Annotated in this window: 8 protein-coding genes; 3 read left to right on the top strand and 5 right to left on the bottom strand. The window is 71.0% G+C overall.

The genetic code is table 11. From position 1 onward, the window contains the following. Positions 1-17 precede the first annotated feature (17 nt). Positions 18-1,103: a hypothetical protein gene (locus IHD13_RS07035; protein ID WP_195860331.1), complete on the bottom strand. Its 1,086-nt coding sequence runs from the start codon at positions 1,101-1,103 to the stop codon at positions 18-20. Beyond that, positions 1,087-4,140 (bottom strand): peroxidase family protein, encoded by a 3,054-nt coding sequence (locus IHD13_RS07040; protein WP_230086186.1) that lies wholly within the window; start codon positions 4,138-4,140, stop codon positions 1,087-1,089. The genes IHD13_RS07035 and IHD13_RS07040 overlap by 17 nt, the downstream gene beginning before the upstream one ends. Before the next feature lie 192 nt (positions 4,141-4,332). Here IHD13_RS07040 and IHD13_RS07045 point away from each other — a divergent pair, with 192 nt between their 5' ends. From IHD13_RS07045 to IHD13_RS07055, 3 genes are all read left to right on the top strand, one after another. Continuing rightward, positions 4,333-5,604, top strand: coding sequence for a hypothetical protein (locus IHD13_RS07045; RefSeq protein ID WP_195860332.1), 1,272 nt, complete (start codon positions 4,333-4,335; stop codon positions 5,602-5,604). Between the two features lie 3 nt (positions 5,605-5,607). Continuing rightward, entirely contained in the window at positions 5,608-8,235 is a 2,628-nt protein-coding gene (locus IHD13_RS18170) for a hypothetical protein (RefSeq protein WP_230086187.1), read from the top strand. A 427-nt stretch (positions 8,236-8,662) separates the two neighbouring features. After that, complete coding sequence (locus IHD13_RS07055; protein WP_195860333.1) at positions 8,663-9,085, top strand: YciI family protein; 423 nt, start codon at positions 8,663-8,665, stop codon at positions 9,083-9,085. 176 nt (positions 9,086-9,261) lie between these two features. On the opposite strand, the gene IHD13_RS07060 is transcribed toward IHD13_RS07055, so the two are convergent. The 3 genes from IHD13_RS07060 to IHD13_RS07070 all read right to left on the bottom strand — a co-directional run bounded on the left by IHD13_RS07060 (position 9,262) and on the right by IHD13_RS07070 (position 12,600). Continuing rightward, on the bottom strand, positions 9,262-9,597 hold the full coding sequence (locus IHD13_RS07060) for a hypothetical protein (RefSeq protein ID WP_195860334.1): 336 nt from the start codon (positions 9,595-9,597) through the stop codon (positions 9,262-9,264). A 91-nt stretch (positions 9,598-9,688) separates the two neighbouring features. Further along, the gene (locus IHD13_RS07065) at positions 9,689-10,615 is read right to left on the bottom strand and encodes an alpha/beta fold hydrolase (RefSeq protein ID WP_195860335.1); all 927 of its coding nucleotides are present in this window, start codon (positions 10,613-10,615) and stop codon (positions 9,689-9,691) included. Beyond that, complete coding sequence (locus IHD13_RS07070; protein ID WP_195860336.1) at positions 10,612-12,600, bottom strand: pyrroloquinoline quinone-dependent dehydrogenase; 1,989 nt, start codon at positions 12,598-12,600, stop codon at positions 10,612-10,614. The genes IHD13_RS07065 and IHD13_RS07070 overlap by 4 nt, the downstream gene beginning before the upstream one ends. Between the last annotated feature and the right edge of the window lie 82 nt (positions 12,601-12,682).

A 12,682-nucleotide genomic window follows, 5' to 3' on the forward strand; every position in this document is an offset into this window, starting at 1 on the left:
CCTGTGTCGATGGGCGCTCAGGGCGGGGATTCGCCCGAAAGCGTGGCGTTGTGGGTGGTGCGCTGGGCTCCGGCGGCCTGGTAGATGGCTCGGCGCAGGCGATTGATGCCGCCCAGGGGGCGGTGGGCCGGATGGGTGTTCCAGGGGTTGAAGACCAGCGATTCGCAGCGTGCCAGGGCCTGGGGCGTATCGATGGTTTGGCGATGCAGGAGCAGCCGGCCCACCGGGCGGAAGGGGGAGGCCGCCTCGTCCCACACCACCGAGGCGTCCTCGATGGGCATGGCCTCGGGGTCGGTCTGGAACTGCACCTGGAAGCTCAGGCAGGCGGGCCCCTCCTCGAGCCGGGCCGCCAGGGCATGGCGCAGGTGGTCGGGGTGGTCCGGCGCCGCCACCGGGGGCGGTTCGCCGGCGCAGGCGCGCAGCGAGTACTTCACCGCGCGGCCCTCGCCGAAGCGGTAGGGGGTGGTGCTCCAGTAGGTCACGGCCAAGGGGCTCTCGGGTTGACCGCGGGCGCGCAAGGCGATCATCAGGGAGCGGGGCTGGGGCGCCAGGGGATTGACGAAGTACCACCAGAGGCGCTCGTCGGCCACCGCATTGACGAAGCGGTAGAAGGCCTCGGGGGTGCCGGCGAAGAGCGCCGGATGGCTGTTGAACAGGAAGTCCTGCTGGCCTGGCGGGCCGGCGAGGCTCTCGGCCCCCGGCACCCCGAACAGGCGCAGCGAGGCGCCGCGCAGGTCCTTGTCTCGGTCGTCGTCCCGGGTGGCGTTGGCGAAGCGCACCAGGGCCTCATAGCGGCCCGGCTCGGCGAAGAGCCCCTCCGCCAGGTCGTCGTCCAGGGGCGGCACCTCGAAGGTGGCGGTGGCGCAGGCCACCGTCTTGGGCTGGTTGAAGCGCGGGATGGGCTCGCCGGCGGCCCGGTGGCGCTCGCCGATCTCGAGGATGCGTTCGGTCATCACCGCGGCCAGGGCCGCCTCGCCGGGGCCGACGCGCTCCTCGCCCAGGGCCGGGGGCGGTGGCTCCTCGCCGCAGCCGGCCAGCCCCGCCAGCGCCGCCACCAGGGCCAGCCGCCGGGCGGCGAGGCCCCAGCTAGTCGGCGAAGGCATCATCGCTCTCGGCGCCCGGCCGCGGCGTCCACTCCAGGGAGTAGTAGTCGCCGCGATCCCGGGCCCAGGGGTCGAAGGCATTGATCACCGGGTCGAGCTCCTCGGCCAGCGCCGGCACGGTGCGCTGCAGCACCCGCTTCATGGGCGACACCGGCTGGCGGTGGCCGTTGGGGGTGCCTTGCTCCATGACCACGCCGTCGGGGCCGTTGTTGAGCACCCACTCATGGCCCAGGCTGGTGTAGAACTCCGGGCGGAAGCTGGAGGTGAAGAAGCGGTCGCTGAACAGCCGCCGCGAGGCATTGAGGATAAACACCACGAACTGGGTCTCGGAGATGGCGAAGCCGTGGGGGCGCACCGGCTCGGCCAGCCAGCCGACCACGGCGTCCACGTCCTCGATGTTGTCCACCAGGCTGCCGTCCGGGTGGCCCAGGCAGTCGTTGGGGTAGTTGCCCTCGGCGTCCCGGTAGGCGTGGGAGATGATCTTGCTGGCGTCGCACTCGTGCTGGCCGTAGATCTCGCGCATGCGCTCCACCAGCTCGGCCTGGCGCTGGCGCTCGGGGTGCTCCGCCGGCAGCCGCGGGTCGATGAAGTCGTCGAAGCTGGTCAGCTGCCTGAGGCCATACTGGCGGCGGAACTCGTTGAAGCGCGGCACGCCCCGCTCGCGGTCGCGGATGATATCCAGGGCGGCGATATCCAGGCGCCCGGAGCCGTCCAGGTGGGGCATCGGCAGGTTCTGCAGGAACTGGCCGTGGTTGCCCAGGGTGAGCAGGCCCAGGCGCTGGCGGCCCAGGCTCAGCGCCCAGTCCTCCACCCCGTGGTCGCGCAGCAGCTCGCTGGCGCCGGCGCGGAAGCCTTCCACCGCCGGCACCTTGTGGGCGATGCGGTCGGGGGCGTCGAGGCGGCGCAGCTCCAGCAGGTCGGGCACCAGGGGGTGGAGGCGGTAGACGGTGATGAACTCCTCGGGGAAGTTGAACGGCGAGCCGAAGTGATTGATGCCGCCGTTGACGTGCTCGGGGTTGGCCAGCGACCAGACGTCCCGGCGGCCCGGGCGCAGGGTGGAGAACACCGAGCGATCCTCGTAGCGCTCGCTGCCCATGCCGAAGATGCCGGGGCCGGCGGCCAGCACCGAGTACCAGGCATTGGCGTGACGCTCGTCATCGGACTCGCGCAGCCGCTCCACCACATGGTTCATCACCCCGTCCATCAGCGGATGCTCGGCCAGCAGGCCGTGCCAGTTGGAGTTCATGCCGCGGTAGAGGGGCTCGTTGTAGAGCAGTTGGGGCGTCCACTCGATGGTATGGATCTTGGCGATCATCGCTGAGACCACCAGGCGCGCCGCCTCGAAGAGCTCGTCGTCGCTGACCTCGGCGTAATGGATCACCCGCTCCGGGTCGGCGGGGTCGCGCAGCCCGGAGTCTGCCTCGGGGGTGGCGGCGGCGCGCTCGCGGAAGGCATCGACGAAGGCGTTGTGTTCGCGGCTGAAGACGGTGTGGTAGAAGGCGATGCCCAGGGTCCAGTTGTCCGGGAAGGCGGCGGCCTCCTGGCCGCTCCAGACCGGGTGGATGGGGTCGCAGTCGGCGGCCTCGGCGGCCGTCTCGCAACTGGGGCCGAACAGCGGCAGGTAGTCCGCCTCGCCCCCCGGCAGGGGCTCGAGCAACAGCCGCGCGGGGTCGTCCGGGTCGCGCTTGACCCGCTCGCGGCTGCGCGCGTCGTAGCCGTAGAGCTGGGAGGCGTCCCACCAGGCGGTGACGGTGTTGTCGAAGGTGCGATGGGCGCGCTCCAGGTAGGTTTCGCCGTCGTGGGTGAAGGTGGCGGGGGCGCTATCCTCGGCCACCAGGCTGGGCTGGAAGCGATCCTCCGGGCGACAACCCAGGGCCGGGTCGTCGCAGCCCGTCGCCAGCAGTTGGCTGCGGTCGTTCTCGCCCTCGTCCAGGTGCGAGAACCAGTCGTGGGTCATGAACTGGATCCAGTAGGCGGCCAGCACATTGAAGAAGGGCGCCGCCTGGTAGTCGCAGTGGGCGGCGGGATCATGGCCGGGCAGGCCCTGGCCCTGGTTGCACAGCTCGGGCCGCGACTGGGGCCGGGTGAAGAGCTCGCGGCTGATGCGCTGCGGGTCCGGGGTCATCAGGTCGAGGCGCTCGCCGTGGCGGTTGCGGGTCAGCTCGGTATGGCCCTCATCGGGGAAGGTCTCGGTGAATGCCACGTTGCGGGCGAAGGGGGTGCGGGTCGCGCCCATGCGCGGGTTGTCGATGTCGTTGCAGATGCCGGTCAGGGTGCGGTGGCGGATCAGCTCACCCTGGCAGCGCTGCTCGCCGTCGCCGCCCACTGCCTCGAACTGGGGGTGATCCGGCGGCAGGCGCAGGGCGTCCCAACGGCGCAATGTGGTGCCGGGGGCGCCGTCGCGGCCCTGGACGTACTCCGCATAGGTGAGGTTGTCGAAGAGGTTGAACTTGATCAGCTCGACCCGGGCGTACTCCAGGTCGAGCAGGGCACCATCGATGCCGCGGGCATTGGGGTTGGCGTGGATGCGCTCGCTGAGCCCGCCCACCAGGGAGCGGATCCAGCCCTCGTCGTAGCGGGCATTGCGCGAGGCGCCGTCGCCGGTGGCCCAGTAGCTCTGCCAGTCGACCCAGGGGGTGTCGAGGGCCAGGAAGTCCAGGGCGCGGCGGCCGCCGCGGCAGTGGGCGGTGTCCTCGCGGACCTTGCCCAGGAAGCGGTCGGCGCGATCATCGGGGACCTCCAGCAGGCCGCGGCCGATCATCCGCCGGCAGGCGCGCAGGGCCTGCCAGGTCTGCATCCAGCTGGGGTGGTCGGCCTCGGGGTGGGAGCCGGCCTGCTCGGTGAGAGACACCTCGTCGGGCACCTCGTGGGGAGTCTGGCCGACGGCGGGCAGGGCCAGGGCGGCCAGGCTCGCCAGCAGCAGGGCCCGCGCCGACGGCCGTATCGACAGCCGGACCGATCGTTGCAGCCACCGAAGGAGAGGCGAGCCGGGGACGGGCTCGGCGGTGCGGGTGGCATCCTCGCGCACGGCAGACATGCCGGTATCCTCCTTGGGAACGCGCAGGGGCCGGGGGCGGCGTGCCGCGTCCTCCTCGATCGGCGGTAAGGCGAGAGAAGTATAGTCAACGCTTTTCTTAGGCTGCCATCGACGGGAGTGGCTAGACTGCTGATCACGGGCGGCCACCCGGGCCGCCGATCCCACGCCAACACAGGGACGGGGGGCAGGGCGATGCGCGGGCAGTCGGCACTCAACCTGGTGATGACCCTCAAGCCCGGCCACGAGGCCGAGGTCCAGGCGCGGCTCGAGGCCATGCGCGGCGACCCGGGCGGCAACGCCATCCTGCCCTTCGCGCGCCTCGAGGGCGTGCACTTCGCCCGCCTGGTGCTGCTCCCGGAGGCCTTTCGCCGCGGCGGGCGCCGCTACCCCGCGCAACTGGTGCTGGCCGCCAATATCGACGGCGAGATCGCCCCCTGCCTGGCGGCCATCACCGCGGCCGGCGGCGAGGGGCTCAATGAGCTGCTCCGCCACTGCGAAGATTTTCCCGATCACGCCGACCCCGCCCGAGTGCGCGCCTTCCTCGAGGCCCACCGGTTGCCGGTGCGGGCCTTCTACGTCAATACCCTGGGGCGCACCCTGGCCCAGGTGGCGCTCGAGGGACGCCTGCATGATGCCCTGCGCCACCACCTGGACGAGCACGACTGGCGGGGCCAGACGCCCCAGGCGGTGCGCCGGGCGCTGATTCGCTTCGTCGCCGACCGCGATGACCTGCGCGAGGCCCTGCGCCCCGCCGAGGGCCCGTCCCGCTGGCGCTGGCTGCAGGGCGGGGCGATGCTTGGCGCCATCGGCCTGGCGGGGCTGGCGCTGGCCCTGGTGCTGTGGCCGCTGACCCTGCTGGCGCTGGTCCTGCTGCGCGGCCACGAGATCGCCAATGCGCCCCATAACCGCCGCCCCCGGGACGCCCAGGTGCGTCGCCTGGAGGCCGACGAGGACCATGGCCTGCACAATCAGCTCTCGGCGGTGGGGCGCATCCAGGCCGGGCCCTTCCGGCGCCTGGTGTTGTATCCGGCGCTGTGGCTGCTGCACCTGGCCAGCGCCTGGGTCTTCTACCGCGGCAAGCTGGCCGAGGTGGACACCATCCACTTCGCCCGCTGGGTGATCCTCGACGGTGGCCAGCGGGTCTACTTCTTCAGCAACTTCGACGGCAGCCCCGAGAGCTACCAGGACGATTTCATCGAGCGGGTCGCCTTCGGGCTGAACCTGGTGTTCAGCAACGGCGAGGGCTGGCCGCGCACCCGCTGGCTGCTGTTCGGCGGCGCCTCCGACGAGCAGGCCTTCAAGGCCTACTACCGGGACCACCAGGTGCCCACCGCGGTCTGGTATCGGGCCCCGGCCTATGCCGGGCGCAGCGCGGTCAACCTGGCCAACCAGGCGGCGGTGCGTGCCGGGCTCTCCGGCGAGATGAGCGAGGCGCAGTGCCGCGCCTGGCTGCGGAGGCTCTAGCCCATGGCGACACTGGAGTTCGAGGATATCCAGGGCATCCTGCTCAGCGGCTACGCCGGCCTGCCCGAGGCGCGTTTCCTGCTGCTGAGCTTCGGCGAGGCCGAGGCGGCCCGGGCCTGGCTGGGAGAGGCGCTGCCGCGCGTCGAGGCCGCGTCGGCGGGGCGCCCCCAGGGCGGCAGCCGCCTGCACCTGGCCTTCACCTGGGCGGGCTTCGAACACCTGGGGCTCTCCTGGCAGGCCTTGAAGGGCTTCGCCCGGGAGTTTCGCGAGGGCATGGCGGGCTCCGCCCGGCGCAGCCGGATCCTCGGCGATACCGGCGACAGTGCCCCCGAGCAGTGGCAATGGGGCGGTCCCGGTGGCGAGCCCCTGCATGCGCTGCTGATGCTCTATGCCGCCACCCCCGAGGCCCTGGAGACCCGGCTGGACGGAGAGAAAGCGGCCCTCGAGGCCGCCGGCATCCGCGTGGTGAGCGCCCTGAATAGCCATAGCCTGCCCGGCGGGCGGGAGCACTTCGGCTTCCGCGACGGCATCTCCGACCCCAAGCTGGCCGGGGTCAGCGGCAGCCGCGACGCGCGTCAACGGGTCGCCCCGGGGGAGTTCGTGCTCGGCTACCCCAATGCCCGCGACCAGCTCACCCAGCGCCCGCAGGTCGACCCCATCGAGGACCCGGCGGGCCTGCTGCCCGAGGTGGTGGAGGACAGCGACCTGCGCGACTTCGGTCGCAACGGCAGCTACCTGGTGTTTCGCCAATTGAGCCAGGACGTGCCCGGCTTCTGGGGCTGGCTCGCCGACCAGGCCCCGACGCCGGAGGCACGCCTGGCCCTGGCCGCCAAGCTGGTGGGGCGCTGGCCCGACGGCGAGTCGCTGATCCGTGCGCCGCGGCGGCCCAGCGGGGCCGGGCCGGACAACGACTTCGGCTATCACCAGGAGGACCCCGACGGCCTGCGCTGCCCCCTGGGCGCGCATATCCGTCGCGCCAATCCCCGCGATATGCTGCCGCCCCGGCCCGGCACCGAGGCGTCGCTGGCCATCAACCATCGCCACCGGCTATTGCGCCGCGGCCGCCCCTATGGTCCGCCGCTGGTCGAAGGCCTCGACCCGGAGGCCCTGCTGGCCGCCGGCGACGACGGCGTCGAGCGCGGCCTGCACTTCCTCTGCTTCAATGCCGAGCCGAGCCGTCAGTTCGAGTTCGTGCAGCACACCTGGCTGGAGAACGCCAACTTCGCCGGCCTGCGGGGCGAGAGCGACCCCCTGGTCGGTGCCAGGCAGGACGGCGAAGACGCCGCCTTTAGCGTGCCCGAGGAGCCGGTGCGGCGGCGCTGCCAGGGCCTGCCGCGCTTCGTCAGGGTGCGTGGCGGCGCCTACTTCTTCCTGCCCGGGTTGCGGGCGCTGCGCTACCTGGCCGCCCCGCCCCGGGGGCTGACCACCGAGCCCAGTGCCCCGGCGCCGCCGGCGGTGCTGCTGCCGGATACCTGGTGGCTGCGCGGCGGGCGCGCCATCAACGATGCCCTGGAGCGCGGCGTGGCCCTGTCGCGGCGGGCCACCCGGTTGCGCAACGGCGTCGACCGCCTCCTGCAATGGCCGCTGACCCGTGCTCTCCAGGCCTGGCTGCTGTGGCGCCGGCGGCGTTATGCCATCGATGCCGACCTGGGGCTGGCCGAGGAACGCGAGCTGGCCGGCGAGGCCGAGGTGGCCAGGCGCATCACCGAGCAGATGAGCGAGTTCCTGCTGCGCACCTACCGGCACGGCACCGCCGAGCGGGCCGGCAACACCAAGACCCATGGCCTGTTAAAGGCCCAGTTCGAGGTGCTGGAGCTGCCCGAACCCCTGCGCGTCGGCCTGTTCCGCGAACCGCGCGCCTTCGAGGCCTGGGTGCGCTTCGGTGGCCCCGGCCCCCGGGTGGTGCCGGACATGCGCGACAACGGCGTGCTGAGCCTGGGCGTCAAGGTGCTCGACGTGCCCGGGGAGACGCTGCTCGACGACGAGGCCCATACCCAGGACTTCTCCGCCATCAGCGCCCCCACCTTCACCACCCCGGACGTCTACGAGAATGCCAAGCTGCAGCGGCTGATCGGCGCCGGCATGCCGGTCTGGTACTTCCTCAACCCCTTCGATTCCCACTACACCGACATGCTGCTCCAGGCCCTGCACGCCAAGGCCCACGGCAGCCCCTTCGAGGTCAGCTACTGGAGCTGCGTGCCCTACCTGTTCGGCAAGGGGAGGGCGATCAAGTACCGCTTCGTGCCGCTGCTCGAGCGCTGCTCCCAGGTGCCGCTGCCCGCCCCGGACGACTACCTGCGCCGGGCCATGGTCGACACCCTAAGTGAGGAAACGGAGGTGCTCTTCGAGCTGCGCATCCAGTTCCAGGAAGACCCGGTGACCATGCCCATCGAGGACGCCTCCATCATCTGGACCTCCGAGGAGATCCCCGTGGCCCGGCTGCGCCTCCCGCGCCAGGAGTTCGATACCCAGGCCCGCGAGCGCCTGGCCCGGGAGCTCACCATCAACCCATGGCACGCCCTGCCCGAGCACCGCCCCCTGGGCAACCAGAACCGTGCCCGCAAATTGATCTACTACGAGACCTCGCGGCTGCGCCAGCGCATCAACGGCGAAGAGCACTTCAAGCCCTGAGAGCACGGCCCCCGCTGCACCGTCTTCGACGCCGCCTACCGCACCGCGCGGAAGCCCGATGGACCGGGCGACCCGCGGGATCAAGATTCGCCTGGCCAGGCCGAAGCCACCTTGACTAGTCTGAATGTTACCAAGTGTGACCAAGCGAGGCGGATCGTCTCCCCAGGGAGACGACATAGCCCGGCTGCTAAGGAGGCGGGACCCGACATCTACCTCCTGTCCATGTGGAGGTCATATCCTGGGCCAGTTCAGGGGGCAAATTCCACACCCAACGACGAAGAGCCCGCAGCGGGCCTCGCTGTTTGTCGTGGCCAGGAAACCCGAGCCGACCTGAACCGACCGGCCGGTGGCACGCATCACTTGCGGCTGTCGATTCGCCGCCGCCCCGTTCGATACCCCATAGGTGAATCAACCGGGAGGAAGAAGGATGCGCTTTATGATTCTGGTGAAGGCGAGCCAGGACTCGGAGGCCGGCAAGCTACCGAGCCAGGCATTGCTGGAGGCGATGGGCGAGTACAACGAGGCCCTGGTCGAGGCCGGCATCCTGCTGGCTGGGGAGGGGCTGCGGCCAAGCAGTGAGGGCGCGCGGGTGCGCTTCAAGGACGATGAGCGCCTGGTTATCGACGGGCCCTTCGCCGAGACCAAGGAGCTGATCGCCGGCTACTGGCTGTGGCAGGTGGCCTCGAAGGAGGAAGCCATCGAATGGGTCAAGCGCTGCCCCAACCCCATGCCCGGTACCGAGGCGGAGATCGAGATTCGTCGGGTCTTCGAGGCCGAGGACTTCGGCGAGGCGTTCACCCCGGAACTGCGTGAGCAGGAGGCGCAGCTACGCGAACGGCTGGACGAGTGAATTCGGGTTCATCGCACTCTGGCGTGAGTACTAACGCGGGGGCGCAACGATCCGATGTTGCATCGCCGGCTAAAGCCGGCTCCTATGAGGTAGGGAAGGCCACCGGTGTGGGGCCTGCCCAACGCCAAGGCCCGCGATTTCTCGCGGGCCTTGGCGTTTATGGGGTGGTGAAGCGACTACTCGGCGGCCGCGGTGCGGAAGTGCTCCCAGGCGTGGTGGTAGAGCACGCTGGCGTAGCCGTTGCGTTGCATGACCTTGAGGATCTTGGCCGGGTCGTTGTCGCCCAGCGCCTTATGCAGTTTTGCCCGCTGTTCGTCGTCCAGGGCCTCGTACCAGTGGTAGGGGTCGCCCTTGGCGTTGCCTTCTTCGGCCTTGGTGATCAGGTCGATCTCGATGCGCCCACCGTGTCGATAGAGGGTGTCGTAGCCTTCTTGTAGCTCGATCGACGGCACATCGCAGGGCTTTTCCAGGCCTTCCAGCACGTTGTAGTAGTAGTAGCTCAGCGGTTGCATTGGGCTCCTCCAGCGGTATGCCGTGGCTTGTTCATCCTAGCCGTGCTTGTGGTGTTCCTGGGGTCATCTTGCCTCACAGATGGCGGTGGGCTCAATCGAATAATGCGCCCGCCGCGCCTCCTGGCTCAGTGCCGTGCAGGAAGGCATCGAGCAGGGCGATGACCTCCCGGGAATGGCTGCGGGTCACCCAGTGAGAGCCGGGCAGGCGGGCAATACGCAGGTCGCGGACATAGTCGCCGAGGTTGCCGTAGCTGACCTCGGAAACGAAGGGATCGCGCTCGGCGATGATCAGCTGCACCGGGCAGGTGACGCTGCCCTTGGGTGGAAGCGGCGGCGGGTGCAGGACGTTCTGGCGGTACAGCGCCATGGGGCCCAGGGTCAGGGCGCGCACCTGGGCGCGGTCCTCGTCGAGCAGCGGATCCCCCTTGGGCACGCCGGCCAGGCGCAGCACCCATTGCCAGCCGCGCACGCCGCCCAGGCGCCACAGCGCCTCGCCCAGCGGCCAGACGATCAGCGGGATGGTGTAGCCGGTGCGCAGCAGTTGGGCGACCGCGACGGCGATACGCCGCGGCCGCCCGCTGGTCAGTTCCTCCCGGGCCCAGCGCAGCCAGATCGCCAGGTGGGGCCCGGAGACGAAGCTCCAGCTGCGTATCCGTTTGCCGTAGTCGGGATGGGTGACATAGGACCAGCCCACGCTGGCGCCCCAGTCGTGGCCCACCAGGTGCAGGCGCTCGGCGCCCAGTGCCCGGACCGCGGCCTCGATATCTTCCAGCAGGCGGTCGATGCGGTAGCGCCGCGCCGGCTGGCGGGGCTCGCCGGCGGGAATGCCCGGCCAGTCGAGGCTGGCCACCCGGAAGTCGTCGCCGAGGGCCAGCATGATCTCCCGCCACATGCGCTGGCTGTCCGGGTAGCCGTGGAGGAAGAGCACCAGGGGCCGCGCCGGGTCGCCGCCGTGGCGCAGGTGCAGCCGGTAGCCGTCGCGCTCGACGAGCCTCTCCTCCAACTGCCCACCACTCATCGGGCCTCCGGCAGGGCATAGGCGACGATGGCGTCACCGGGGTCGGAGAGCACATGGCCGCCGGCGGCCACCACCAGGAACTGGCGCCGCTCGGGGCCCAGCCGGTAGGTCAGCGGGGTGGCGTGGGCGGAGTAGGGCAGGCGGGTGCGCCACAGCCGCTCGCCGGTGGCCAGGTCGAAGGCGCGCAGGTAGTTGTCCGGGGTGGCGGCGATAAACACCAGGCCGCCGGCGGTGACGATGGGGCCGCCGATATTGGGCACGCCCCATTCGAACCACAGCGGCCAGGGCGCCAGGCCGCGCAGGGAACCCAGCGGCACCTCCCAGCGGATCTCGCCGGCCGCCAGGTCCACGGCGGTGAGGGTGCCCCAGGGCGGGGCACTGCAGGGGGCGCCGAAGGGCGAGCGCAGCAGCTCCACGCTGACCGCATAGGGGGTGCCGCGCATCTCGCCGTAGAGGCGGTTGGCATTGGCCAGGCCGCCGGCGTCGATGCGTCGTTCCTCCTCGGGCAGGGCCTCGAATTCCTCCCGGGGAATCAGCTGCACCGCGGTGGGGATCCGCGACTGGTTGACCACCATCAGGTTGGCGGCGGGGTCGAAGGCGCCGCCGCCCCAGTTGATGCCGCCGGTGGCGGCGGGGTAGACCACCGTGCCCTCGAGGCTCGGCGGGGTGAAGAGGCCCTCGGAGCGGCGCGCTTCGATCTGTCGGCGGCAGTGGCCGCGGTCCCAGAAGGTGAAGCCCCAGGCGTCCTCGGGGCCGAGCGCCGGCGGGAAGAGGCTCGGCGGCTTGACCGGGAAGGGCTGGGTGGGGGCGAGCCAGTCGCCGGGCACCGGGCCCTGGGGCACCGGCCGTTCCTCGATCGGGTGGAGGGGCTCGCCGGTCTCCCGGTGCAGCACGAAGACATGGCCCATCTTGGTGCTGACCACCACCGCCGGTACCGGGCCATCGGCGGTATCGAGCTCGAGCAGCGAGGGCTGGGCGCCGATATCGTAGTCCCAGAGGTCGTGGTAGACGGTCTGGAAGCGCCAGGCCACCTGGCCGGCGGCCTCGCTCCGGGTGTGCAGGGCGACCACCGAGGAGGCGTAGTAGTCGAGCCCTTGGCGCTGGCCGCCGAAGTAGTCCGGTGGGGCATTGCCGGTGGGCACGAAGAGCAGGCCGCGCTCGGCATCGGCGCTCATGGGCGCCCAGACATTGGCGGTGGCGCGGCGATAGGGGCCTTCCATGGGCGTGGGCGGATGGAGCGGCGGGAGCGGGTCCCAGGCCCAGGCCAGCTCACCGCGGCGGGCGTCGAAGGCGCGCACCACCCCCGGCGGGGCGTTGGCGCGCACGTTGTCGGCGACCAGGGCGCCGACCACCACCAGGTCGTCCACCACCAGGGGCGCGGAGGTGACGTAGTACTCCCAGGCGGGGATGTCGTCGCCGAGCCCCTCGCGCAGGGCCAGGCGGCCGTTCTCGCCGAAGTCCATGCAGGGGCGGCCGGTGGCGGCGTCCAGGGCGATCAGTTCGGAATCCTGGGTGCCGGTGAAGATCCGCTCCCGGCACTCGGTGCCGGGGGGGACCGCGGTGTCTTCCCAGTAGGCCACGCCGCGGCAGATCATCGGGTAGGCGCCGTGCAGCTCGCGCAACTGGAGCTCGGGGTCGAAGGCCCACAACTCCTCGCCGGTCTCGGGATGCAGGGCGATGACCCGGTTGTAGGGGGTGCAGAAGATCAGCCGTTCGCCGACCACCAGGGGGGTGACCTGCAGGGAGGTGCGGGTCTGGCCGGCCTCGCCGGCGGAGAAGTCGCCGTGGTGGTAGCGCCAGGCCTCCTCCAGGTGGGCGACGTTATCGACGCGGATCTGGTCGAGGGGCGAGTAGCGCTGCCCGGCCAGATTCTGGCCGTAGTGGGGCCAGTCGGCGGTGGGGCCGCCGAGGTCCGGCGGCGGTGGGGGCGAGGGGTAGTGGCGTGCCACCAGCAACAGCGCCACGGCCAGGAGTGCCACTAGCATCCATTTCCAGCGCATGGTCTTGCCTCCCGCTCGGCTCGGTCGATGCGGCCGACCCATGCAGTGAAGTTAGTTTATCGCTGCC

It is taken from the genome of Halomonas sp. 328, from assembly GCF_015645095.1.
Taxonomy (GTDB): Bacteria; Pseudomonadota; Gammaproteobacteria; order Pseudomonadales; family Halomonadaceae; genus Bisbaumannia.

What these genes read in the sequence shown, in the direction of transcription:
- IHD13_RS07035 (WP_195860331.1), bottom strand. Translation starts at nt 1,103, where the DNA reads ATGCCTTCGCCGACTAGCTGGGGCCTCGCCGCCCGGCGGCTGGCCCTG.
- IHD13_RS07040 (WP_230086186.1), bottom strand. Translation starts at nt 4,140, where the DNA reads ATGTCTGCCGTGCGCGAGGATGCCACCCGCACCGCCGAGCCCGTCCCC.
- IHD13_RS07045 (WP_195860332.1), top strand. Translation starts at nt 4,333, where the DNA reads ATGCGCGGGCAGTCGGCACTCAACCTGGTGATGACCCTCAAGCCCGGC.
- IHD13_RS18170 (WP_230086187.1), top strand. Translation starts at nt 5,608, where the DNA reads ATGGCGACACTGGAGTTCGAGGATATCCAGGGCATCCTGCTCAGCGGC.
- IHD13_RS07055 (WP_195860333.1), top strand. Translation starts at nt 8,663, where the DNA reads ATGCGCTTTATGATTCTGGTGAAGGCGAGCCAGGACTCGGAGGCCGGC.
- IHD13_RS07060 (WP_195860334.1), bottom strand. Translation starts at nt 9,597, where the DNA reads ATGCAACCGCTGAGCTACTACTACTACAACGTGCTGGAAGGCCTGGAA.
- IHD13_RS07065 (WP_195860335.1), bottom strand. Translation starts at nt 10,615, where the DNA reads ATGAGTGGTGGGCAGTTGGAGGAGAGGCTCGTCGAGCGCGACGGCTAC.
- IHD13_RS07070 (WP_195860336.1), bottom strand. Translation starts at nt 12,600, where the DNA reads ATGCTAGTGGCACTCCTGGCCGTGGCGCTGTTGCTGGTGGCACGCCAC.